The organism is Gordonia otitidis NBRC 100426 (genome assembly GCF_000248075.1).
In the GTDB taxonomy this organism is placed as follows: domain Bacteria; phylum Actinomycetota; class Actinomycetes; order Mycobacteriales; family Mycobacteriaceae; genus Gordonia; species Gordonia otitidis.
In genome coordinates this window covers 1-24,090 of the sequence record NZ_BAFB01000176.1, presented here as the reverse complement: position 1 = coordinate 24,090, position 24,090 = coordinate 1, and the positions used below count along the sequence as shown (strand labels likewise).

19 protein-coding genes are annotated in these 24,090 nt (G+C 65.4%); 8 read left to right on the top strand and 11 right to left on the bottom strand.

Features of this window, described 5'->3' with window-relative positions:
- The coding region (locus GOOTI_RS17180; RefSeq protein ID WP_007239888.1) for an ABC transporter ATP-binding protein at positions 1-873 on the top strand (873 nt) is incomplete at its 5' end.
- Between the two features lie 66 nt (positions 874-939).
- Here the strand turns inward: GOOTI_RS17180 and GOOTI_RS17175 are convergent.
- The 3 genes from GOOTI_RS17175 to GOOTI_RS17165 all read right to left on the bottom strand — a co-directional run bounded on the left by GOOTI_RS17175 (position 940) and on the right by GOOTI_RS17165 (position 3,446).
- Complete coding sequence (locus tag GOOTI_RS17175; protein WP_007239887.1) at positions 940-1,182, bottom strand: hypothetical protein; 243 nt, start codon at positions 1,180-1,182, stop codon at positions 940-942.
- Positions 1,179-2,366, bottom strand: coding sequence for an acyl-CoA dehydrogenase family protein (locus GOOTI_RS17170; protein WP_007239886.1), 1,188 nt, complete (start codon positions 2,364-2,366; stop codon positions 1,179-1,181). The genes GOOTI_RS17175 and GOOTI_RS17170 overlap by 4 nt, the downstream gene beginning before the upstream one ends.
- A 105-nt stretch (positions 2,367-2,471) precedes the next feature.
- Complete coding sequence (locus tag GOOTI_RS17165) at positions 2,472-3,446, bottom strand: alpha/beta hydrolase (protein WP_007239885.1); 975 nt, start codon at positions 3,444-3,446, stop codon at positions 2,472-2,474.
- A 370-nt stretch (positions 3,447-3,816) separates the two neighbouring features.
- Here GOOTI_RS17165 and GOOTI_RS17160 point away from each other — a divergent pair, with 370 nt between their 5' ends.
- Positions 3,817-7,749, top strand: a complete 3,933-nt coding sequence (locus tag GOOTI_RS17160) for a Pls/PosA family non-ribosomal peptide synthetase (protein WP_373279031.1) — start codon at positions 3,817-3,819, stop codon at positions 7,747-7,749.
- Between the two features lie 106 nt (positions 7,750-7,855).
- On the opposite strand, the gene GOOTI_RS17155 is transcribed toward GOOTI_RS17160, so the two are convergent.
- A complete protein-coding gene (locus tag GOOTI_RS17155) occupies positions 7,856-8,431 on the bottom strand; it encodes an HdeD family acid-resistance protein (RefSeq protein WP_007239882.1) in 576 nt (191 codons plus the stop codon).
- Positions 8,432-8,548: 117 nt separating this feature from the next.
- Here GOOTI_RS17155 and GOOTI_RS17150 point away from each other — a divergent pair, with 117 nt between their 5' ends.
- Positions 8,549-9,451 carry an acyl-CoA thioesterase domain-containing protein gene (locus GOOTI_RS17150; RefSeq protein WP_007239881.1) on the top strand — a complete coding sequence of 301 codons (903 nt, stop codon included), beginning with the start codon at positions 8,549-8,551 and terminating at the stop codon, positions 9,449-9,451.
- Between the two features lie 70 nt (positions 9,452-9,521).
- The gene (locus GOOTI_RS17145) at positions 9,522-10,622 is read left to right on the top strand and encodes a glycoside hydrolase family 183 protein (RefSeq protein WP_007239880.1); all 1,101 of its coding nucleotides are present in this window, start codon (positions 9,522-9,524) and stop codon (positions 10,620-10,622) included.
- 83 nt (positions 10,623-10,705) lie between these two features.
- Here the strand turns inward: GOOTI_RS17145 and GOOTI_RS17140 are convergent, their stop codons facing one another.
- From GOOTI_RS17140 to GOOTI_RS17130, 3 genes are all read right to left on the bottom strand, one after another.
- Positions 10,706-11,383: a DUF305 domain-containing protein gene (locus GOOTI_RS17140; protein ID WP_007239879.1), complete on the bottom strand. Its 678-nt coding sequence runs from the start codon at positions 11,381-11,383 to the stop codon at positions 10,706-10,708.
- 124 nt (positions 11,384-11,507) lie between these two features.
- A complete protein-coding gene (locus GOOTI_RS17135) occupies positions 11,508-11,939 on the bottom strand; it encodes a hypothetical protein (RefSeq protein ID WP_233425523.1) in 432 nt (143 codons plus the stop codon).
- A gap of 70 nt (positions 11,940-12,009) precedes the next feature.
- On the bottom strand, positions 12,010-13,122 hold the full coding sequence (locus GOOTI_RS17130) for a phosphatase PAP2 family protein (RefSeq protein ID WP_007239877.1): 1,113 nt from the start codon (positions 13,120-13,122) through the stop codon (positions 12,010-12,012).
- A 286-nt stretch (positions 13,123-13,408) separates the two neighbouring features.
- On the opposite strand from GOOTI_RS17130, the gene GOOTI_RS17125 reads away from it, so the two are divergent.
- The 4 genes from GOOTI_RS17125 to GOOTI_RS17110 all read left to right on the top strand — a co-directional run bounded on the left by GOOTI_RS17125 (position 13,409) and on the right by GOOTI_RS17110 (position 18,527).
- The gene (locus GOOTI_RS17125) at positions 13,409-13,621 is read left to right on the top strand and encodes a hypothetical protein (RefSeq protein ID WP_007239876.1); all 213 of its coding nucleotides are present in this window, start codon (positions 13,409-13,411) and stop codon (positions 13,619-13,621) included.
- 72 nt (positions 13,622-13,693) lie between these two features.
- Positions 13,694-14,464 carry a deoxyribonuclease IV gene (locus GOOTI_RS17120; protein WP_039994281.1) on the top strand — a complete coding sequence of 257 codons (771 nt, stop codon included), beginning with the start codon at positions 13,694-13,696 and terminating at the stop codon, positions 14,462-14,464.
- Positions 14,465-14,774: 310 nt separating this feature from the next.
- Positions 14,775-16,604: an acyl-CoA dehydrogenase gene (locus GOOTI_RS17115; protein WP_007239874.1), complete on the top strand. Its 1,830-nt coding sequence runs from the start codon at positions 14,775-14,777 to the stop codon at positions 16,602-16,604.
- A gap of 621 nt (positions 16,605-17,225) precedes the next feature.
- Entirely contained in the window at positions 17,226-18,527 is a 1,302-nt protein-coding gene (locus GOOTI_RS17110; RefSeq protein ID WP_007239873.1) for a hypothetical protein, read from the top strand.
- Between the two features lie 41 nt (positions 18,528-18,568).
- Here the strand turns inward: GOOTI_RS17110 and GOOTI_RS17105 are convergent, their stop codons facing one another.
- The 4 genes from GOOTI_RS17105 to GOOTI_RS17090 all read right to left on the bottom strand — a co-directional run.
- On the bottom strand, positions 18,569-19,780 hold the full coding sequence (locus GOOTI_RS17105) for a cobalamin-independent methionine synthase II family protein (RefSeq protein ID WP_007239872.1): 1,212 nt from the start codon (positions 19,778-19,780) through the stop codon (positions 18,569-18,571).
- A gap of 427 nt (positions 19,781-20,207) precedes the next feature.
- The gene (locus GOOTI_RS17100; protein WP_005178341.1) at positions 20,208-20,984 is read right to left on the bottom strand and encodes an SDR family NAD(P)-dependent oxidoreductase; all 777 of its coding nucleotides are present in this window, start codon (positions 20,982-20,984) and stop codon (positions 20,208-20,210) included.
- A 76-nt stretch (positions 20,985-21,060) separates the two neighbouring features.
- A complete protein-coding gene (locus GOOTI_RS17095) occupies positions 21,061-22,764 on the bottom strand; it encodes a VanW family protein (protein ID WP_083835944.1) in 1,704 nt (567 codons plus the stop codon).
- 236 nt (positions 22,765-23,000) lie between these two features.
- Positions 23,001-24,090, bottom strand: a 1,090-nt coding sequence (locus GOOTI_RS17090) for an acetyl-CoA C-acetyltransferase (RefSeq protein ID WP_007239870.1), incomplete at its 5' end; no start/stop codon positions are given.

The following is a 24,090-nucleotide window of genomic DNA, read 5'->3' as shown; positions in this document are numbered from 1 at the left end:
GACAAGCCCGACGCCGCCGACGTTCCGGATACCGAGAACGGCGTCGGCGTGCGCTTCGACCACGTGTCCTTCGGCTACCCGTCGGCCGACAAGGTCTCGCTGGCCTCGCTCGAAGAGGTTGCGCAGCTGGACAACCGGGGCGGTACCCAGGTGTTGCACGACATCGACATCGACGTCCCGGCCGGGTCGATGGTCGCGCTGGTGGGGAGTTCCGGTGCGGGCAAGTCGACCATCGCGAGCCTCGCGACGCGTCTGTACGACGTCGACGAGGGCGCGGTCCGTCTCAACGGCGTCGACGTCCGTGATCTGCGCAGCGAATCGGTGCACCGCACCGTCGGCCTGGTGACCCAGGACGGCCACCTCTTCCACGACACCGTCCGCGCCAATCTCGTTCTGGCCCAACCCGACGCCTCGGACGACCAGATCTGGGACGCACTGCGGCGGGCCCGCCTCGACCAACTCGTCGAGAGCCTGCCCGACGGGTTGGACACCATCGTCGGCGAACGCGGCTACCGACTCTCCGGCGGCGAACGCCAACGCATGACCATCGCGCGGTTGCTACTCGCCCACCCCGCCGTGGTGATCCTCGACGAGGCCACGGCACACCTGGATTCGACGTCGGAGGCCGCCGTCCAGGAGGCCCTGGGCGAAGCACTGCACGGGCGGACGTCGATCGTCATCGCACACCGCTTGTCGACGATCCGCGCGGCCGACGAGATCGTGGTCATCGAAGCCGGGCGCGTCGTCGAACGCGGTGATCACCGAGCACTGCTGGCGGCCAACGGTCGTTACGCACAGCTCTACCGCACGCAATTCGCGGACGAGAGCTCCGAGAAGCAGTCGGAGTGTTGCCCGGAGACGTTGAGCGCGTAGTGGTTTCGACCCGGCTGCTCGCTGCGCTCGCGGCCTGCTCAACCAGCGGGACGGGCTGACCGGCGACTAGTCCTCGTCGTCGCGGCGATCCGGAATCGGCGGGGCGAGTTTGGCTTTGCGGAACGTCAACGCCACCATGGCGATGTTCACGACGATGATCACGATTCCGAGCACCACCCAGAGCCACTGCTGGTTGTTCCACCAGTTGACGACGAGCAACCCGACGCACACCATCAGCACGACGGACCCGAAGATCACCATGCCGCGCGAGAAACCCTGTGCGGCGCGCTGGAACTGGGGATTGGTCACCGGAAGGCGTCCTGCCCGGTGAGCGCCTTGCCGATCATGAGCTGGTGCATCTCGCTCGTGCCCTCGTAGGTCAGCACCGACTCGAGGTTGTTGGCGTGACGCATGACCGGGTACTCCAGCGTGATGCCGTTGGCGCCCAGCAGGGTTCGGCACTCACGAGCGATCGCGATGGCCTCCCGGACGTTGTTGAGTTTGCCGAGGCTGATCTGCTCCGGGGCTATCTTGCCCTCGTCCTTGATGCGTCCGAGCTGGATGGCGAGCAGAAAGGCCTTGCCGACCTCGAGCGCCATGTCGGCGAGCTTGGTCTGACTGATCTGGTACCCCGACAGCGGCTTGTCGAAGACCTCGCGATCGGCGGTGTACGACAGCGCACACTCCAGGCTGTCACGAGCAGCACCTACCGCACCGAACACGATGCCGAAGCGTGCCTCGTTCAGACAGCTCAACGGCCCCTTGAGCCCGGTCACGCCCGGAAGCATCGCCGACGCAGGCAGTCGCATGTCCTCGAAGGAGAGCTCGGCGGTGATCGATGCACGCAGCGAGAGCTTGTGCTTGACGACCATCGAGCGGAAACCCTTGGTGTCGGTCGGGACGACGAAACCGCGCACGCCCCGCGATCCCTCCTCCAGGTCGGTGCGCGCCCAGACGATCGCGACGTCGGCGACGCTGCCGTTGGTGATCCACATCTTGGAGCCGTTGATCACCCAATCGTCACCGTCGCGTTTCGCGACGGTCCGCATGCCCGCCGGGTTGGACCCGAAGTCGGGCTCGGTCAGACCGAAGCAGCCGATGGCGTCGCCCGCTGCCATCCTGGGCAGCCATTCCTCGCGCTGCTCGTCGCTACCGAATGCGCGGAGCGCGAACATCGCGAGCGACCCCTGCACCGACATGAAGCTACGCAGACCGGAGTCGACGGCCTCGATCTCGAGGCAGGCCAAGCCGTACTCGGTGGCCGAGGTGCCGGCGCACCCGTAGCCCTCCAGGTGCATGCCGAAGAGTCCGAGAGCGCCGAACTCGCGTGCGAGGTCGCGGACGGGCAGTGTGCCGTTCTCGAACCACTCGCCGACGTGCGGACGCAAGCGCTTGGCGCCGAAATCGCGAACGGTGTCGACGATCGCCCGCTCCTGGTCGTTGATCAACCTGTCGAAGCCGAAGAGCTCTCCGACCGTCTTCGTCGCACTCACCGTTGTCCACCACCTGTTTCTCGACGCTGCGCGTGACGTCTCGCGCTCTCATCCACTATGGCAGTTCGCGGATGCGCGCATGTCGACGACCGCGTGTTGGGACCGTCAGCCAACCGCCTTGATGTCGCGATCGGCGTCGGCCTTCGCCTCGCGGACCGCCTGGGTGGTGAATGCGGCGGTCACCTCGACGGCGTGCAGCGTCTCAGCGTGACGCGCGTTCATGATCGGGAAGGCGTGGATCTGCCAGGCGTAGCTGTGTGCGACTGCCTCGACGCCCGCCTCGTCGAGGCGCTCGATGAGTTCGACGACGTCAGCTTCGAGCATCTCGTTCTCGGCCGTGATGATCACCGTCGGCGGGAAGGCGTCGGAGTCGACGTCGGCAGCCTTACGCGCACCCCGTAGCGGAACCGGTCCCCTGTTCAGCAGTGGGACGAGGCGCGCCATCTTCCTCATCGGCAGGTAGGCGTCTGAACGACTGCAGCGGTCGGGGTTGGTGCCGAGATCGAGGTCGAGCAGCGGGGAGAACCCCACTAGAGCAGCGGGCGCGGGCAGTCCTGCTGCTGCCGCGAGCTCGACGACCTTCATCGCCAGGAAGCCACCCGCCGAGTCTCCAGCGACCACCAGCCGCCGGTAGCCGCGGTCGGTGAGCAGTTCTCGGTAGGCGGACAGTGCGTCGTCGGCCGAGGTTCCGACGCCCACCTTCGGCAGCTGTCGGTACTCGAGCGAGAAGACGGGCAGTGCACACGCCTGGGCCAGGCGGGCCACGATCGACCTGTGGGTACCGAGGCCGCCGACGACGAAGGCGCCGCCGTGGAGGTAGAGGATGGCGGTGTCGGAGTCTCGACGAGACGGTCCGCTGGGCATCACGACCTCCGTGGGACGCCCGGCGAGCACCATCTGGTCGCGTACGACGCGCCGCGGTTCCGGCGCACTCGCGAACAGACGGTCGATCAGGAAGAGCCCGGCCATTCCGGGCTTGTTGAGCGGCCACAACGCGAGGGTGGGCTTCAAGAAGACGCGAGTCGCAAACCACAACGGGTACGAGAGCGCGCTGGCCTTTCGGTGATGCACAATTGGCATGCTGTTCCTCCTCACCCCAACCCAACCGCGAGAAAGTGATGCGCGATCAGAATCGTGTGGCGGCGTCGACGGCAACCACGGCCCCAGTCCCCCTGGCTAGTATTCCTGCCGAGAGCCCTCCAACGAGGAGGCTTCCTACAACGTGTTCGGAACCGATGACTGTGAAGCTACACCCGTTTCGGAAGACTTTCGGTCTCGTACCGCGAATTCCGAGCGCGAACTCACCGCTCGCGCGAATCAGAGAGCTAGGACACTCAACACCAGCCATGTCAGCGACACCATGCGATTCGTGTGATCTGTGTGACTCGTGTGACTCCGATTCTGCTGCGCCCGCGCGCACGCTGGAGTCGTTCCCGCTGCGGTGGTCGGCGTGACCGACACACATCCGGCCACACAGTCGGCCGACACAGGGCTGCCCCATTCCATCCCCGCGGAGTTCCTCCTGTCGGCGCAGGCGGCCCCGCCCCGCACACTGTGCGACATCCTCGACGCCACCACGCAGCGCTATCCCGACGCTCCCGCCATCGACGACGGCGACCAGATCCTGACGTACACACAGCTCAGCGCGGTGGTTCGTCGGGGTGCCGCCCGGCTGGCACACCTCGGTGTGCGTCGCGGTTCTCGGGTGGGCATCCGGATGCCGTCCGGTTCGCGTGATCTCTACACCGCGATCCTGTCGGTGCTCTACGCCGGCGCGGCGTACGTTCCGGTCGACGCCGACGACCCCGAGGAACGCGCGACGCTGGTGTTCGGCGAGGCGAAGGTGGACGCGATCGCCGACGCCGACGGCATACACGTCACGGCGGAAGCAGACGGCGCCACCTCTTCCGACGACTCCGCGGACGCGAACCGACCCACGCCCGGCGACGACGCGTGGATCATCTTCACGTCGGGGTCGACGGGCACACCCAAGGGTGTCGCGGTGACGCACCGCAATGCTGCAGCCTTCGTCGACGCCGAGGCGTCGATGTTCTGTCGCGACGCACCGCTGGGACCCGGTGACCGGGTCCTCGCGGGATTGTCGGTCGCCTTCGACGCGTCGTGCGAGGAGATGTGGCTGGCATGGCGACATGGGGCATGCCTCGTGCCTGCCCCGCGCTCGCTGGTCCGCAGTGGCATGGACCTCGGACCGTGGCTCGTCCAACGCGACATCACCGCCGTCTCGACGGTGCCGACCCTCGCGTCACTGTGGCCACCGGAGGCGCTGGAGGCGGTGCGACTGTTGATCTTCGGCGGCGAAGCGTGCCCACCGGAACTCGCTGATCGACTCGCCGTCGACGGGCGCGAGGTGTGGAACACCTACGGCCCCACCGAGGCAACGGTCGTCGCCTGTGCGTCGCTACTGGGTGGGCCGGGTCCGGTGCGCATCGGATTTCCCCTGCCCGGTTGGGATCTCGCCGTGGTCGGCGCCGATGGAATGCCTGTCGCCGAGGGTGAGACCGGTGAGTTGATCATCGGCGGTGTGGGCCTCGCGCACTATCTGGATCCCGCCAAGGACGCCGAAAAGTACGCGCCCATGCCGACTCTCGGCTGGGAGCGCGCCTACCGCAGTGGCGATCTGGTCCGCCTCGACCGCGACGGCCTGGTGTTCGGCGGTCGCGCCGACGATCAGGTCAAGGTCGGCGGCCGACGGATCGAATTGGGCGAGATCGACAACGCGCTCCAGCACCTGCCCGGCGTGAGCGGCGCCGCCACGGCGGTACGGAAGACGGCAGCGGGCAACAGCGTGCTCGTCGGCTACCTCGTCTCCACCGATGACGACTTCGACGTCGCGAATGCGCACCGACTTCTCGCAGAACAACTTCCCGCACCGATGGTGCCCCGCCTCGCGCTCGTCGAGGAACTGCCCACCAGGACGTCCGGCAAGGTCGACCGCGACGCGCTGCCGTGGCCCCTACCCGGTACCGACAGCTCCGACGACGGCGACGTCGACGACCTCAGCGCCACCGAGGCGTGGTTGGCGGCACGATGGACGGACGTGCTCGGCGCGACGGTGACGAGCGCCGCGACCGACTTCTTCGCCGAGGGCGGCGGCTCGCTGGCCGCGGCACAACTGGTGACCGCGCTTCGCGAGCGCTATCCGGAGATCACCGTCGCCGACCTCTACGACCACCCGCGGCTCGGATCGCTCGCGGAGTACCTCGACGGCACCGTCCCCGCGCAGGCCGTCGATCCGCGCGTGGTGAAGCCGACGCCTGCCGCGACCGGAATCGCACAGATGCTGCTGTCGGTGCCGCTGTCGACGCTGACCGGGCTGCAGTGGGCGACCTGGCTCGGGGTGGTCAACAACATCGGCGCGTGGGCCGCACGCCGCCTCGATGTCTCCGTGCCCTGGCTCGTCGAGGTGAACTGGTGGGTCCTGTTCGCCGCGTTCGTCGTCTTCATCACGCCGCCAGGCCGGATGATCATCGCGGCGCTCGGGTCACGCATCCTGCTCGGGGGTGTCGCGTCGGGCACCTACCCGCGCGGCGGCAGCGTGCACATCCGTCTCTGGGTCGCCGAACGTCTCCTCGTCGCCAGCGGCGCCGCCAACCTGTCGGGCGCCCCGTGGATGATCTATCTGGCCCGCGCACTCGGCGCAAAGGTCGGGCGGGGCGTCGACCTGCACACCATTCCCCCGGTCACCGGCAAACTGACGATCGGCGAGGGAGCCTCCGTCGAACCCGAGGTCGACGTCGCGGGCTGGTGGATCGACGGCGACCTCGTGCACATCGGCGAGGTCGTCATCAAACGCGGCGCGACGGTCGGAGCACGATCGACGCTTGCCCCAGGCGCCGTGGTCGGCAAGGACGCCGAGGTCGGTCCCGGCTCGGCCGTGTTCGGTCGCGTCAAGGCCGGACAACACTGGGCCGGTTCGCCCGCCGTCAAGATCGGTAAGGCGACGCACTCGTGGCCCGACCACCGGCCCCGTCGTGCGAGTATCTGGGTGCCGGTCTACGGACTGTCGTCGATGGTGCTCGCAGCGATACCACTGATCTCGCTGGGCGTCGGACTACTCGTCATCGGGACGTGGGCGTTGCATGCCGATCGGTTGCGCGACGTCGCGGTGCGCTCGTTGATCCTGCTCCCCGTCGCTGCCATCGTCAGCCTCGCCGTGTTCGCGGCGATCACCGCGATCCTGGTGCGGTCTATGTCGATCGGCTTGACGAAGGGCTATCACCCGGTTCGTTCCCGTGTGGGGTGGCAGGTCTGGATGACCGAACGTCTGCTGGATTCGGCCCGGACCTACCTGTTTCCGCTCTACGCCGGACTCCTGACGCCGTGGTGGTTCCGCGTCCTGGGCGCGAAGGTCGGCAAGGGAACCGAGATCTCCACCGCCCTCGTGCTCCCCAAGTTCACGTCGATCGCCGACGGCGCCTTCCTCGCCGACGACACGATGGTCGCGTCCTACGAACTCGGCGGCGGGTGGATGCACATCGACGACGTCAAGATCGGCAAGCGCTCGTTCCTGGGCAACTCCGGCATGGCTGCGCCCGGTCGCAAGGTTCCCAAGAACGGTCTGGTCGCCGTGCTGTCGGCTGCACCCGACCGCGCGAAGTCGGGATCGAGTTGGCTCGGCAGCCCACCTATCCGGCTTCGGCGCACAGCACCCGAGACCGACACGTCTCGGACGTTCGATCCGCCGACGCGTCTCAAGGTCGCCCGAGCGGTGATCGAAACGCTCCGACTGATCCCGGTGATGATCTCGTTCGGCCTGGGCATCTTCATGCTCCTGAGCCTGCAGTACATTGCGCAGCAGGCGAACTACGTGATTGCCGGACTGGTCAGCGGCCTCCTGTTGCTCTTGTGCGGAGCCATCGCGTGTTGCATTGCCGCAGCGGCGAAGTGGGCTGTCGTCGGCCGTATCGAGGTGTCGGAGCATCCGCTCTGGAGTTCGTTCGTCTGGCGCAACGAACTCTCCGACGCTTTCGTGGAAACCGTTGCGGCGCCCTGGTTCGCCAACGCGGCAACCGGAACCCCGATACTCAACGTGTGGCTTCGTCTGCTCGGCGCCCGGATCGGCAAGGGGGTCTGGTGCGAAACCTACTGGCTCCCCGAGGCCGACCTGGTGACTCTCGGTGCCGGTGCGACAGTCGAACGCGGTTGCGTCGTACAGACACACCTCTTCCATGACCGTGTGATGGCCATCGACCGCGTGGTCCTCTCCGACGGTGCGACGCTCGGCCCGCACTGTGTCGCGCTCCCCGCGTCGGGTCTCGGCGAATCAGCAACCGTGGGTCCGGCGTCGCTGGTCATGCGCGGCGATGTCGTTCCCGCGCACACCAGGTGGCAGGGCAATCCGATCGCGCCCTGGCACGACTGAACGAACGCCCCCGAGCGAACAGCAACGCCCGGCGCTCCGTCCAGCCACGAAAAAGGCGGTGGCCCCCGTATCGGAGAGCCACCGCCTCACGACGGAACGAGCGGGGTCAGACCGCCGGCTGGTCGGAGACCTTCTTGGGCAGATTGAACAGTGTGACGACCGAGATCACGATGAGCATGATTCCCGCGACCCAGACAAGCACGCTCAGCGCCCACATCGACGAGCCGATCAACAGCACGAGTCCTGCAAGGATCGAGATGACGCCGGTCAGGATCAGGTACCAGGTGGGTGCGTGCGCGGTCTTGGAGAAAGCCGTGACCAGGTCACCGATGCCGTCGAAGAGCCATGCGAAACCGATGAACAACGCGAGGAACCACACGGCGTTCGCCGGACTGAACAGGGCGATGATGCCCATGATCAGCACCAGCAGGCCGAGTATGCCGGTGAGGACCCGCCAACCCGTGCCGAGCATCTTGGCCGAGAACGCCACGTAGATGCGGAACAGGCCCGCGACGATGAGCGCGATACCGAAGAGAACTGCGAGCACCACCACCGTCGCCGACGGCCAGACGACCGCGATGATGCCGAGCACGATGCCGATGATCGATGTCACGATCATCGCTGTCCGAATGGAGCCGATCAATTCGTCGGGAATCTGTTTCGCATACGGCGCAAAGGTCATGCGCTCAGACTATCCCCGCGATGGGCACTTTGACGGGATTAAGACACAACTGCGCACAAAACGCGTTGTCGGGGGCCGGTTCCGAGGACTCGTACGCTTCCGGGTAAGAGTTGGTTCGTGTCGAAAACCAGTGCATTCTTCACCCCGGGCGGTTCCGATTCGGTCTCCGACGAGGGATCTGCGATTCCCACCGGATACGCGGAGAGTCTCTGGGCGCCCGGCACACTCAACGGTCCGGCGGTGTGCGCGCTCGCAGCACATCGGGTCGAGCGACGATTCGGCGAGGACGGCTTCCGCCCCGCGCGATTCACGATCGACATGTTCAAGGTCGCCCGCGAGGTGCCGACGTTCACCCGAGGCAGACTCGTCCGCGCGGGTGGACGGATACGCGTCGCGGAGATCGACGTGGTGCAGCGGACCGACCCCGACCCCGGATCCGGTTCGCAGGACGAAGTTCTCGTCGCCCGCGCGACGGCGGTCTTCCTGCGGCCATCGCAGAATCCGCCGGGCGACCGTTGGCAACGACCGGCGGACGCCGTGACGTTTCGACCTCCCACCGAGGACATCGGCGATTCCGACGTCATGTCCCGATTCTCGTCGGAGGTCGCAGGGCCGGAGTCGGAACCCATGTGGAACACCGACATGGGCGCGCACCAGAACGGCAGACGAAAACGCCTGTGGTCCCACCCGCTGCCCACGATCGACGGTGAGACGACGACGCCGTTCGTGCGGGCCGTGACCGGAGCCGAGTCGACCAGCCTCATCACGAACTGGGGGTCGACGGGCATCGGTTTCATCAACTGCGACCTGACCGTCGAGCTCGCACGGCTGCCCGCGGGCGAGTGGGTCGGCGTCGAGGCGGACAGCCACATCGAACATGACGGACTCTCCGTCGGCACCGCCGGATTGTTTGATTCGCACGGAATGTTCGGCATGGGAATTGTGACCGCAGTGAACAATGCTGCCGCAGAGATCGATTTCACGAGCGTCGACCTCACCGATCGGTATCGCGAGGCATAGCCGCGAATCAATTCGCACAATCGCCGAATAACGCCGCGAGATAACCATCAGGTGTTGATAGGGTCACGGCATGCCATGGTCCTGGCGGGGGCGAAAGGCGAGCGCGGGGGCGCGTCGAAGACTCACGTCGTCACTCGTCGGTGTCGCCGCCACGGCACTCGTACTCGGCACCGTGACCTCGCCGCACGCCTCCGCACAGACATACGCGGCGGGCGCTGCTTCGATGGTTGCTCGACTGACCGGTCCGGGATCGATCAACGACACTCCCGGCCGCTACAACATCTACGGCACCGACCTCGGCACCATGTGGGACAACGGCAGAGGTGAGATTCTCGCCGCATTCGGCGACACCCAGACCTTCAACGGCTGGTCGTTGCTCTACGGACAGCTCTACTACTGGCAGTCCAACGCGCTACTGCGCAGCACCGATCGCGATCTGGCCGACGGTATGGCGTTCACCGGCCACGCCGGTCCGCCGCGACAGGCCAAGCGACTGTTGAAACCCGACCTCCGCAAAGAGATCACGATCATCCCGACCGCGGGGGTCGCCGCCAACGGCAAGCAGTACATGAGCGTGATGTCGGTGCGGCACTGGGGACAGCCCGGCGTCTGGTACACCAATTGGTCGGGGCTCGTCGCGTCCGACGACAACGGGAACAATTGGCACGCGCTCAATGCCTTTCGCCCCAACGGCGGCGGCAACAAGAAATTCCAGATGGCCGCCTTCCTCAAAGTCGGCGACACCGTCTACACCTACGGCACCCCCGACGGCCGTTTCGGCGCGGTGTATCTCGCACGCGTGAACGCCAGAAACATCGAGAACCTGGGCGCCTACGACTATTTCTCGTACGGCAACTGGGTGCGGAACGATCCGTCGGCAGCAACGCCTGTGATGGGCGCGCCGACAGGCGAGATGTCGGTGGCCTACAACAGTTATCTCGGACGGTTCGTGTCACTGGGCCAGAGCGACAACGGCGTGGTGATGCGCACCGCCGACAATCCCGCGGGACCGTGGACCCCGGGGGAACTCGTCGTGCCGATGAACAATCCACCGACGGGATACGCACCCTTCATCCACCCCTGGTCGCAGGGCAGCACACTGTATTTCACGTACTCGGTGTCCGTTGGCTATCAGGTTTACCTGATGCGCCTGCCGCTGCGCCGCGACTGACGGGCAAGGCGCGACTGACGGGCGAGGGTCGGCGAGCGCTGCACACCCGCCGACCCTCGACCCGGCTCACCAACGCGGCAGCATCACTGTCCGAGCATCGAGCGCATGCGGTCGATCTCGGTCTGCTGCGTCTTCTTGATCTGCTCCGCCAGCGCACGTGATCCCGGGTCGACCCCGTCGGCGAGTTCGGTGTCCGCCATGTCGATCGCACCCTGATGGTGGGAGATCATGCCCTGCAGCCACAGCCTGTCGAATTCTGCCCCACGGGCATTCTCGATGGCCGTCATGTCCTGGTCCGACATCATTCCCGACATTCCCATCGTCCCGTGCGCCGTGGAACCGGAAGCCATCGAACCGTGTTGCTGTGACCCGTGCTCCTGCGCACCCGGGGATACTCCCCACGACTCCAATCTCTGTGTCATCTGGTCGATCTCGGGTTGCTGGGCATTCTTGATCTGGCCGGCCAACTCGCGGACGGCGACGTTGTCGGTGCGTGACGGCACGAGGTCGGCCATGGCGACGGCCTGCTGATGGTGCGGGATCATCATCTGGTTGAAACTGACGTCGGCGGCGTTGTGCGCCGCCGCCTCGGCCGAACTACCGGCCGTCGATTCCCCGCTCGTCTTCACCTGGCTCGAGGCGACCGCCTGGCTCGTCGACGACGCGCTCTCGGAGGTCGAGCATCCCGCGAGCGCGATGAGAGCTGCGGCGGCACCGCATGCGGAGAGCAGGCCGGTGCGACGAATGGTGTTGCTGGACATCGATGAATTCCTTGTCTGGGTGGTGATCTGCTGGTGGACCGGATACGTGGCACATGAGTGCGGCACCCGTATCCGGACACGACGACACGCGGTTCCGGTTCGAGCGGAACCCGACGTCGTCGACTCAGCAGCGGATCACCCCAAGCCGAAGGTGATCGCGGATCGCCCACGGCGGCGGCCGACCGAGTGTGCGCACTCCGGGACTGACGAGCGCGGCCATCGCGAACAGCAGCATCGCGAACACCAGGAGCGGCAGAACGGCCGGCTCGATGGCCGGGAAATCGATGGCACGCAAAGAGACACAGTGATGCCCGAGTACTGCGCAGTGGTCGCCCGAGGACATGTGCGCAGGGTCGTCGGTCGATGCGGTCATCTGCATACCCGTGTGCGCGGGTGGCATCGGGTGGGCAACCCGTGGGTGTACCGGTCCGAGCAGTGCGTGCATCGCGACAACAGCCGGAACGAGCAGCCCGACGAGCAGCAACCGCGCGCGACCAGCCGTCGAGAGTCGTGTGAACTGTCGACGGCCATACGCTCGTCGACGCGAACCGGCCACGGACTCGAGATTACCGGCGCAACCGATCACCGACGCGACGACGACCCGTCAGTGGTCGATGCCGGGGAGGTCAGGCGCCTGCCGCGCCGAGGTCTGCGTCGTCGGACTGCAGAGCCTCCTGCTCCGCGGCTCGTCGACGCTGCCGCGGCAGGATGAACCGACGATCGACCAGCACGTAGACGGCGATCACGAACGCGGCGAGCGCCCATCCGAGCAGGACGTCGAAGACGTAGTGCTCGGCCGTGTAGACGAGTGTGAAGGCCATCGCGAACGCGTAACCCATGAACAGTGTTTTGCCCAGCGCCTTGACCCGGGGCCACATGAACAGCGCCAACAGCATGGTCAGTCCGGCATGGAGCGACGGGATCGCGGCAACCAGGTTGGCTTTACCCTGCCCGATCTCGATCAGACTCGACGCGACATGGATGTTCAGGTACTCCCAGCCGCGGGCCGAGATGCGCTCGACGTAGGGTTGCGCGCCGGGATGGCTCGGATCGGTGGTGCCGAGGATGCCGCCGGGCGTCGTCGCCTGCGGTGTCGTCATGCACTCGGCTTCACGCGGACCCTCGGCGACCTCCGCCGATGTGCAGCGCGCAGCGGCCCAGGGCGGTGCCGCGGGTACCAGCGTGTATCCGACGAGGCCGAGGAACGTCGCCGCGACGAAACATGCCGCGAAGCGTCGCCACGACGACCTGTCACGCAGCCACAGCACCGCGGCTACCGCGTAGGGCACGACGAAGTACGACATGTACACGACGCTGGTGATGATCTCCCACCACGGAGCAGACGCCTCTTTCAGATGACCCTGGAGCCACACCGTCGGAACCACACCGAACAGCGCATGGTCGACGTCGGCGGCGAGATGCCAGTGTGTCGGCATGTCGACGATCCGCGCGACGTCGCGTGTCCAGTCGTAGAGGATCAGGATGAGCGCGAACGGCGCCCAGTCGATGATCACGGTGATCGCACGGCGTCGACCGATCGTCGCCGCGAACAGGCCAAGGCACAGCAGGACGATCAGTCGGGTGCGATCGAAGGCCAACCCGTACACGGAGAACTCGTAGATCATGAACGCGATCCACGCCGTGATCGCTATCCGACGGACGAGCGTCAGATCCCGACGCTTCTCCGGCTCCGGCTCCAACTCCGCTGCGTCAGCGAGATCGTCGAGAACCGGCGCCATGGTCGGCGGTTCGTCGGAACCGTCGTCACCTGCACCTCGCACCGGGGGTCGTACGGTGTCATCCACGCTCAAGCGGGTAATCCTCAAATCTCACAAGTCGAACGTGAACACGACACGGCCGACGAACACGATGAGAGCTGGTCCCACCCTTAACTGTTTGTCAGCCTAGTGAACACCACACGGTTGCGTGGTGTTTGCCATCCGTTGTCAGGGCATCCACAGCCAGAACTTCCTAGACTGGTGATGCGCATCACAGAGATGCGGCGCTCCGACGTCGGGAGGTTCCATGCCCAACCGTTTTCTCCGCTACGGCGATCAGCGCTACCTGATCACCAAGGAGGCAGAGGCCCGACTGAACCGCGCCCTCGACAGCGTCTACGAGCGGGGTTCCGGACACGAGTGGCTGCATCTCTACCGCGACACCGAAGCGCCCTGCCGATTGCTGATCGCCAGCGGAGTACCGATCACCATCGAGACCGAGCCCGGACTCGGCGACTGACAACGCAGACGGTCAGTCGCCCGACGGTCACCGGTCCGTGGCGCGTCGGAGGGTGTCACTATCGTTGTGGCCATGCGCATCGGAGCCCATCTGCGAGAAGACGCCCAGCCGCTCGAGACCGCCGAAGAACTCGACATCGACGTCTTCCAGATGTTCGTCACCGATCCGCAGAGTTGGAAGAAACCGCAACCACATCCAGAGGCCGAGCGGATCCGCGAGTCACCTATCGACGTCGTGGTCCACTCGAGCTACCAGATCAACGTCGCGAGTCTGAACAACCGGCTGCGTATGCCCTCGCGTAAGGCAGTCGAGCAACAGGCCGACGCCGCAGCCGAGTTGGGAGCGATCGGGCTCGTCGTCCACGGCGGTCACCTGCGCGACGGCGAGGACTCCGCTGAGGGATTTGCCAACTGGCGCAAACTCTTCGACCGCCAGCAGGACAAGGGCGGCTTCGGCGTGCCGATCTTCATCGAGAACACCGCGGGCGGCGATCACGCGATGGCACGGACGCTGGAGGCCATCGACCGACTGTGGGATGCCGTCGGCGACTTCGAGCAGGCCGGGTTCTGTCTCGACACCTGTCACGCCTGGGCGGGCGGTGAGGACCTCGTGGGTCTGGTCGAACGCGTACGCGCCATCACGGGCCGCATCGATCTCGTCCACCTCAACAACTCGCGTGACGAGTTCGACTCGGGCCGTGACAGGCACGCGAATCTGGAGTCCGGCCACATCGATCCCGACGTCCTGGTCGATGTGGCCCGTATCGCCGACGCGCCACTGATCCTCGAGACGCCGGCCGACGGCATTCCCGCCGACCTGTCCTATCTGCGCAAAGAGCTCTGAACTGGTCATCCTTCGGGATCCGGGACGTCCGACTCGACCAGAGTTCACTGCAGCGAACCCAACGCTTGCAATTGCGAGCACGCTCACAGGCCGTGCGGTTGTGAGTGTGTGCGGCCACGCGGTAAACTGGGGTTACTGGCGAGTAACTTGGCGTTCGCGTCAACTTCGAAACACACACGATTTCCTCGCAGCGACTCTCGTCGCGGCAGGACTTTGCGGTGGATGAGGTTCTCCGACGCTCCGTCGATGCCCGCCCGAAGTTCGTCAGCCCGCGGCACAACAAGCCAGGTCTACTAGAAGGAACCAGACAATGGGTCATTACAAGAGCAACATGCGCGACCTGCAGTTCAACCTCTTCGATGTGTTCGAACTCGACAAGGTCCTCGAATCCGAAGAGTTCGCCGATCTCGACCACGAGACCGCTGTCGACATGCTCCGCGAGGTGAAGAACCTGTCCGAGGGCGTGATCGCGGAGTCGTTCGCCGAGGGCGACCGCAATCCCCCCACCTTCGATCCGGAGACGCACAGCGTCACGATCCCCGAAGCGTTCAAGAAGTCCTACAACGCCTACATCGAGGCTGGCTGGGACAAGGTCGGTCTGCACGAGGATCTCGGCGGCATGCCGGCTCCCCGCACGCTCTATTGGGCACTCGCCGAGATGGTCCTGGGCGCCAATCCCGCGCTGTTCATGTACTCGGCGGGTGCGGGCTTCTCCGAGATCTTCTACGACAACGCCACCGACGAGCAGAAGAAGTGGGCACAGATCTGTGCCGAGCGCGGTTGGGGCGCCACCATGGTGCTGACCGAGCCCGACGCGGGTTCCGACGTCGGCGCGGGCCGCACCAAGGCAACGCAGCAGGAGGACGGCTCCTGGCACATCGACGGTGTGAAGCGCTTCATCACCTCCGGTGACCAGGACATGACCGAGAACATCTTCCACCTCGTGCTCGCCCGTCCCGAGGGTGCCGGACCCGGCACCAAGGGGCTGTCGCTGTTCTTCGTACCGAAGTTCCACTTCGACCACGAGACCGGTGAACTCGGCGAGCGCAACGGTGTCTTCGTCACCAACGTCGAGCACAAGATGGGCCTGAAGGTCTCCGCGACCTGCGAGGTCACCTTCGGTCAGCACGGCGTTCCCGCCAAGGGCTGGCTCGTCGGCGAGGTGCACAAGGGTATTGCGCAGATGTTCGACGTCATCGAGCACGCGCGAATGATGGTGGGCACCAAGGCCATTTCGACGCTGTCGACGGGTTACCTGAACGCACTCGACTACGCCAAGGAGCGTGTCCAGGGCGCCGACATGACCCAGATGACCGACAAGACCGCGCCGCGCGTGACGATCACGCACCACCCGGACGTGCGTCGTGCACTGATGACCCAGAAGGCATACGCCGAGGGTCTGCGCGCTGTGTACCTCTACACCGCGTCGCATCAGGACGAGGCCGCAGCGAAGATCGTGTCGGGCGCTGACGCGGAGACCGCACATCGGGTCAACGACCTGCTGCTCCCGATCGTCAAGGGCGTCGGCTCCGAGCGTGCGTACGGCACGCTCACCGAGTCCCTGCAAACCTACGGCGGCTCCGGCTTCCTGCAGGACTACCCGGTCGAGCAGTACATCCGCGACTCGAAGATCGACTCTCTCTACGAGGGCACCACGGCCATCCAGGCGCAGGACTTCTTCTTCCGCAAGATCATCCGCGACAAGGGCCAGGCCCTCGCACACGTCGCCGGTCAGATCCAGTCGTTCATCGACTCGGAGGCGGGCAACGGTCGACTCAAGACCGAGCGCGCCCTGCTGAAGACCGCTCTCGAGGACGTGCAGTCGATGACCGCTACGCTGACCGGCTACCTGATGGGCGCCCAGGAGGACTCGACGCAGCTCTACAAGGTCGGCCTCGGTTCGGTGCGCTACCTCATGGCCGTCGGCGACCTGCTGATCGGGTGGCTGCTGCTCAAGCAGGCCGAGGTCGCGCTCGGCAAGCTCGATGCGGGCGACGACGCCGACAAGGCCTTCTACGAGGGCAAGATCGCCGTGGCGAGCTTCTTCGCGAAGAACATGCTGCCGCTGCTGACCTCAGTGCGCAGCGTCGTGGAGAACATCGACAACGACGTCATGGAGCTCGACGAAGCGGCGTTCTGATCCGCTGATCTATTCGACAAAGGCGGCCCCGCAACCCTACTCGGTTGCGGGGCCGCCTTTGTCGAATCACGGTGTGAACACCGGAGAACAATACGTGAACACCGAAGGACATACGCGCCCGATGTGAACGTCAGCGGATTTCCGTAACCGCAAACAACAACGGTCGAAATGAATATAGTGACATCGACAGTGCACGATCCCACTCATTCCGAGACTCGGAGACCACCGCGATGTCGAAGAGCTTCTACCGTGTATCGCTTGGACTGATCATTGCGGCGGCGCTCGCCATGGGACTGTCCCCGAGTGCACATGCCGACGAACGGCTCCCCATCGGCGTCCTACCGAAACCGGTCAGCTGCGCCTGGTTGACGTTTCCCGGACGTGCGGGCGCGTGGCCGGTTCCACTCCACGCGCCGAATCCCGGAATCGGGCTACTGACAATGCCGCGTGCCAACGACCGTGTACAGCGCGCTCTTCCACCGAGAATCCATCTACGGACGGACAAGGCGGGATTCAACTCGATCTGGCAGTACGCGCTTTTCGGCGGTAACCTCTACGCGAAATCTGCCAAGACAGGGAGATTGGCGGATCGCGCCAGTTCCTCAGTGTTTACAGGGGCAGATGACCGGCTTGTCCGTCGACGGGAGTCGTCTCGTCGTTCTGGTGTACGGCGGCCGAATCGCCACCTTGGAATCAGCCGACGAGACACCTGAACTATGGTGGTGGACCACACGATTCGGTTCGCCGATCTGGCTCAACCCCGCCGGCAACAAGGTTCGACCCGACCAACGTGCATGGAGCTTTTCGTGGCTCGATCCGATCTACACATCGGTGATCCCTTTCCGCCAGGAGGCGACGTGGACAGACAGCGCGGGCCACAAGCAGCCTGTCGGTGGCGCAGGCGTCACAACTGTCTACACACTGTCCAAGAACGGTAACCGGATCCACATCCTCGATCCATGGTTGCCCGGCGCCGACCCGCTCAAACCCAGCGACAAGCGCTTCTCCGACGACTACAGCTACGAGATGCTGGGTCCGCTCGACGGACGGTTCGTATCGCGCAACCTGTCGTCGTCGGGTTCGACGACCTTCGTGATCAACGACTACGGCGACATGTACACACGCCTGTGGGATTTCGACATCTCGGGAGCTGACACCCTCTTCTTCTCCTACACCCCGCAAGACCAGGGAAAGCTACAGGGGGCTCCGAACAATTTCGAGGGCTTCTTCGCACAGTATCCATTCCTGCGCAGCGTTTTCCCGCAGGCCTACGCCAAGTTCCAACTACCTCCACCCGCCTGGGTCCGGCAACCGAAGGTGCCCGGCGAGATCACGTCGACCATCACCATCCGGCAAACCGGATTCTCGTCGGACAAGCGCGAACTCCGTGTCGAGGGACGACGGAGCGGGCAGAACGGATACTGGTACAAGCCGATAGACCCGACCACGTCGTGGTCGTTCGCGCCGGTCAACGGCTACTCACTCGCGCGCCCCCTACTCGACAACCGGACGGGAGACACGAGCTCGCTCACGCTGGTTCCCGGCGCCGACGTGAACTACCGATACACCGACAGGTCGGGATGGACGCTGACGACGCGCAATTTCGACTACGCAACCGATACCGCTGACTACGACCTCTGCGTCGACGGCACGTGCGCCAGCATCATCGGCTACCTCGCACCGACGCCGCGGCCCGGTTGGACACCTGAGGGACTGACCTCGTATCAGCGTCTCTACCAGGGGATGCTGGTGCTCGACAGCAAGGACCGTCAACGTGTCGACGCGAATCCGCGGTTGCGCGCAGCAGTTCGTTCACTCATTCCCAATCAACGCATGGAGAACATCATCGCCACAGCGAACACGTCTCGGATGACGGTGTTCACCCTGGACCGAAAGATGGTGGAAATGCCGAGATTCCGATGAGCTGGCGCGACGAGGAGTAGTCAGGCCCCCTGATCGGCAGCTCAGGTCAGCCGGGCAGACGCCAACTCCGCGCCGCGCGTGAGGCTTTCGAGCTTTGCCCACGCAATCTGCGGATGGATACGACCGCCGAGTCCGCAGTCGGTCGATGCGACGACGTTCTCCGGTCCGACCAGCGTCGCGAAACGTTCGATCCGGTCAGCGACGAGTTCGGGGTGCTCGACCACGTTGGTTGCGTGACTGACGACGCCCGGTGCGATCTTCTTCCCGTCGGGAAGTGTGACATCGCGCCAGATCTTCCACTCGTGCTCGTGTCTGGCATTGGCGCCCTCGAATGAGTATGTGCCCGCGTTGATCTCGAGCATGAGGTCGACGAGGTGACGGAACTCCAGGTCGGTGGTGTGCGGCCCGTGCCAGCTTCCCCAGCACAGGTGGAAGCGCACCTGCTCGGCCGGAAAACCCCGCAACGCATGATTGAGCGCCTCGACGCGGATGCGGGTGAATGCGAGATAGTCCTCGATCGTCGGTTCCGGGTTGATCTGATCCCAGTTCTCCGCGATCGACGGATCGTCGATCTGAAGGATGAGGCCTGCGTCGATGATCGCCTTGTATTCCTCACGCATGGCGTCGGCACAGGCCCAGATGAACTCTTCTTCGGTTGAGTAGTAGTCGTTGCCGATTCGCGATGCCGAGCCAGGCGAGAGCGATGTGATGAATCCGGTCTTCTGATCCGATCCGGCAAGCGCCGCTGTGAAATTCGCGATATCGGCTGCGATCGCGTCGTGACCTGTATAGGTGACCGGACCGGTAGCAGTCGGGAACAGTGCTCCTCGCTCGCCTACCGCGATGCCGCTTTCCGGATCGTGATAGGCGTCGGCGAAGATCGTCCAGTCACGACGATCCGGAAAGGTGGTGAGCCTGACGTGGCCCGGCGTCGAACGTTTCGGTTCGTCGGCGAAGGGGCCGCCGTCGGTCAGTTCGAGGCCACCGAGCCGGTTGAACGAATACGACCACCAGGCACCGTAATCGACGTTGCTGGACATCGACTTCCCGTATTCGCCGTCGCCGGGAATCGTGATCCCGAGGTCGACCTGGCGCTTCACCAGTGCGGCGACCTCGTCGGCGAGCAGCGACTCGAAGTCTGCGCTCGTGTGGAGTTCGAGTCCGTCGGCTGACTCCTGGCGTGCCTTGTTGGCATCGACGAGTCGTTTCGTGCGGGGAAGACTTCCTGCCTGGGACGTGGCTATACCAGTCATCGGGATACTGCACACTTTCGATCGGTTCGGATGGCGTCCGCCCTACGACCACGTGTGCACGCCCACGAACTCTTCTGCGCAAGAGCCCCACCCAACCGGGTAGTCGGAGTGCCGCGCGCTCATCCTCGAGGCGGACAGACCGCCGGATACGGCGTATCCGGCACAGCGGCAGGTGATCGGACTCGTCGACGCGCGGGGCGTCGACTCACCATTGCGGGACAGTCCCGGACTCGCACCGGGTTCCCCTCGACACATTGTGGTGTCTCGTCGTCCGCCCACACGTCGGGGCTCCACACGGCGGGACGGACGAACCGACTGCTCTCCGCAGGCTATCCGACGGCCCGGCAGCTCGGTGAACGCGGGTCGCGCCGGAACAGTCGGGTGCTGCTGGGCACCCGACTGTTCGCGACCCAGGGCAAGTGCCCGACTACTTCGGTGGCATCCGGATTCCGCCGTCGACGCGAACCACCTCGGCATTCATGTAGGAGTTGCTGACGAGTTCGATGACCATCGAGGCGAGCTCGTCGGGCTCACCGAGACGCTTCGGGAACAGGACGTTCTTGCCGAGGTTGGCCTTGAACGCGTCCGAATCGGGGCCCGAACCGTAGATCGGTGTGTCGATGAGGCCGGGTGCGACGGTGTTGACGCGGATGCCGACGGCCGACAGGTCTCGGGCGACCGGAAGGGTCATGCCGACGACGCCGCCCTTCGACGACGAGTACGCGGCCTGACCGATCTGTCCGTCGAATGCCGCGACGCTGGCCATCGACACGATCGCGCCGCGCTCTCCGGTCTCGGTGGGCTCGAGGCGGCTCATCGCGGTCGCGGCGAGACGGATCGCGTCGAAGGTGCCGATGAGGTTGATCGCGATGACCTTCTTGTAAGCGTCGAGGTTGTGTGCCGAGGCGAACTCGCCGTCCTTGCCGATGGTGCGCTGCGCCCACCCGATCCCGGCAGAGTTGACCAGCACACGCAGGGGCCCGAGCTCGCTCGCCTGATTGACGGCCGTCTCGATCTCGGCGGTGTCGGTGACATCGACCGAGACGAATTCTCCGCCCACCTCCTTCGCCAGCAGTCCACCCTTGTCGGCGTTGAGGTCGGCGACGACCACCTTCGCCCCCTTGGCGGCCAGCTGCCGAACCACGGCGGCGCCGATGCCCGACGCCCCACCCGTCACGATTGCACTTGCTCCGTTGATATCCACACCGGTCAGCCTACGACGGAGTGTGTCACGGGTAACAGTGGGGCCGAGCGATCGCTCGGGACTGTCGGGACGCGCGTCAGACGCAGCGGACAGTCGGCTCGGGGTCGTACTTGACGGTGCGCGTGTGCCTGCTGATCTCGTTGCCGCTCGCGGCGTCGGTGATCACCCTGGTATTCGAGGTGGTGAACCCGCGAATTCCGGTGGCGGCTATACAGTCCTGACCTCGCGGCAACTCGACGACTGCGGGCGAGGTGTACCCGTAGCGGTCACCGGTGATCGACTCGACGTCGACCGTCTTGGTGCTCCACATCCGCACTGTGACCGACGACGGGGTCCAGTTGGTCTCGATGAGAATCCCGTTGCGCGTGTTGTTGCGGAAGACGAGGTCGATGGCGCCCTCGAATACCGTCGCCTCGCGCGCTTCGGGGTACCGCGAGATGTAGTAGCTGTGCTCGGTGTGGTCGACGTCCTCGAGTCCCGCGAAGTACGAGGCGTTGTAGAGCGTCGTCGCAAACTGTGAGATCCCACCGCCGACCGCCTTCGACGGCCTGCCGTGGTCGATGATCGTCGACGTGACGTACCCCTGAGCCTCACCCCGCGGGCCGGTGTAGGAGTTCAGCGAAAACGTCTCGCCAGGAAGGACGACGGCGCCGTCGACCTCCTGTGCGACGAGGCGGATGTTCTCTCCTGACGCCGACGAGAAGTCGCCGGTGGTGAATTCCGAGACCACTTCTTTGACACCGAGGCTCTTCGCTTTTTCGGTGGTGACTTTCGGTGTGCGCACCTGATAGGTGGCCTCCACTGATTCCGGACGGTCGTCGGCGAGCGCGGCGTCGAGGACTTTCTGCGTGGTAGCACGCCAGTCGATCCTGGCCCCGTCACGTGACGGCACCACTTCGGGACTGCCACCGCGCAACCGGAAAGTCGCACTGACCGGAGCGCGCTCGGTGCGGCCGAGTCCCGCGCCGACACGCGCGGCCACGGTCTTCTCGTCGGCGCGGGCCACCAGGCCACCGCGACCGTCGGCCTCGAACCGCAGGATCGCACCGAGAGCGTCAGGGGTGAGCGTCTGTCGCGCGCCGTCGACGCCCGTGACCCCCAGGGAGGTCGACGTCGCACGGGTGGCGGGGCCGTCGACCGTCTGACGCACGGTCGCGGCGGAGACGGTGGGCGAGAAGGGTTCCATGGGCAGGTCGATCGGCCCGGCATCATCGAGCCAACGATCGGCGACGACGTCGGCTGCGCTTGCGCGTACGACGCGCAGCCCCTGGCTGGGCATATCGGCGACCGGGGTCGCGCCCCGATAGTGGACGCCGCCCTCGACCGCAGCCTTCTCCAACTGGTCTCTGCGCGCATCGAGCGCCGCCGCGAAGCGTGCGCGGTCGACATGCACCACCGGTTCCACGTCGTGCGAACGTCCGAACAGTGCCGCGACGCGGTCCCACAGAGTCCGCGGTTGCCGCATCAACTTCTCGACGGTCGCGTCGGCGTCGAAGCTCAGTCCGAGCTCGTGGGCAGCAACTTTCTCGGTTCCCGACGGTGTGCGCAGCGTGACGGGCCGGACCGCACGTTTCTGCAATTCGTCGAGCGCGGGATTCAACTCCGCGCGTGAATCGTTCCCGACATCGAGTCCGGAGATCACCGCGCCGCGCGCAGAGCGCGAATCGGTGACGACAAGATCGACTGCCAGCACCACCGAGGTGACAAGCGCCACACCGAGGACCAGTCGCGCGCCGACTCGCCGTCGGCGCGCGGACATCGAGAACACGCTGTCAGTCATACAGGACATTACGGACGCGGGCGAAACGTGCGCCCTGGGCAGAACCAGGTCGAGCGTGGCGGAAAATCACTTCTGACCTGGATAAGCAGACGCTCCGATTGAGCTGTCGGGTCGGGGGTCTGACAGCTCAACCGGAGCTAACACGTATATCTACCGTGCATCCGGATTCGTTACAGCCCGTTGAGAAAGCTTTGACCGAACTGGCAGGAAACCGGATTCGACGGGCTCAGCCGGGCTCAGCCCTCGATGATCGCCGTCACGCCCTGGCCACCGGCGGCGCAGATCGAGATCAGTGCGCGACCGCCGCCGTTGGCCTTGATCTGCTTGGCCGCCTGCGCGACGATCCGGCCGCCGGTCGCGGCGAAGGGGTGTCCTGCGGCGAGCGAGGACCCGTTGACGTTGAGCTTGCTGCGATCGATCGAGCCGAGCGCTCCGTCGAGGCCGAGGCGCTCCTTGCAGTACTCCTCGCTCTCGAACGCCTGCAGCGTCGCGAGCACGACCGACGCGAACGCCTCGTGGATCTCGTAGAAGTCGAAATCCTGCAGCGTCAGACCGTTGCGCTTGAGCAGGCGCGGAATCGCGTAGGTGGGCGCCATCAGCAGGCCGTCGGGACCGTTGACGTAATCGACGGCCGCGGTCTCGGAATCGACGAAGTAGGCGAGAACCGGGAGTCCCTTCTCCTGCGCCCATTCATCGGAGGAGAGCAGCACCGTCGACGCGCCGTCGGTGAGCGGCGTCGAGTTGCCTGCGGTCATGGTGGCGTCGCCGAGCGAGACCCCGAAGACCGGCTTGAGCTTCGCAAGCTTCTCGACCGTCGAATCGCCGCGAAGGTTCTGGTCGCGGAGCAGACCCATGTACGGGGTGATCAGGTCGTCGAAGAAGCCCGCGTCGTAGGCGGCTGCCATCTTCTGGTGGCTCGCAGCCGCGAGCGCGTCCTGGTCGGCACGCTTGATGCCGAACTCCTTGGCGGTGATGGCCGCGTGCTCACCCATCGACATGCCGGTGCGCGGCTCGCCGTTCTTGGGGATCTCGATACCGAGCTTGGGCAGTGCCTTCAGGATGCCGAGGACCTGATCCTTGGGCGAGCGTGCCCGGTTGACCTCGAGCAGCGACAGCCGCAGATCCTCGGATACGCCGATCGGGGCGTCGGAGGTGGTGTCGACGCCGCCACCGACCGCGACGTCGTACCGACCGCGCGCGATGCCGTCGGCAACAGCGGTGATCGCCTGAAGACCGGTGCCGCACGCCTGCTGGATGTCGAACGCCGGGGTGTAGGGCGAGAGCGGGGAACCGAGCACACATTCGCGGATGAGATTGAAATCACGC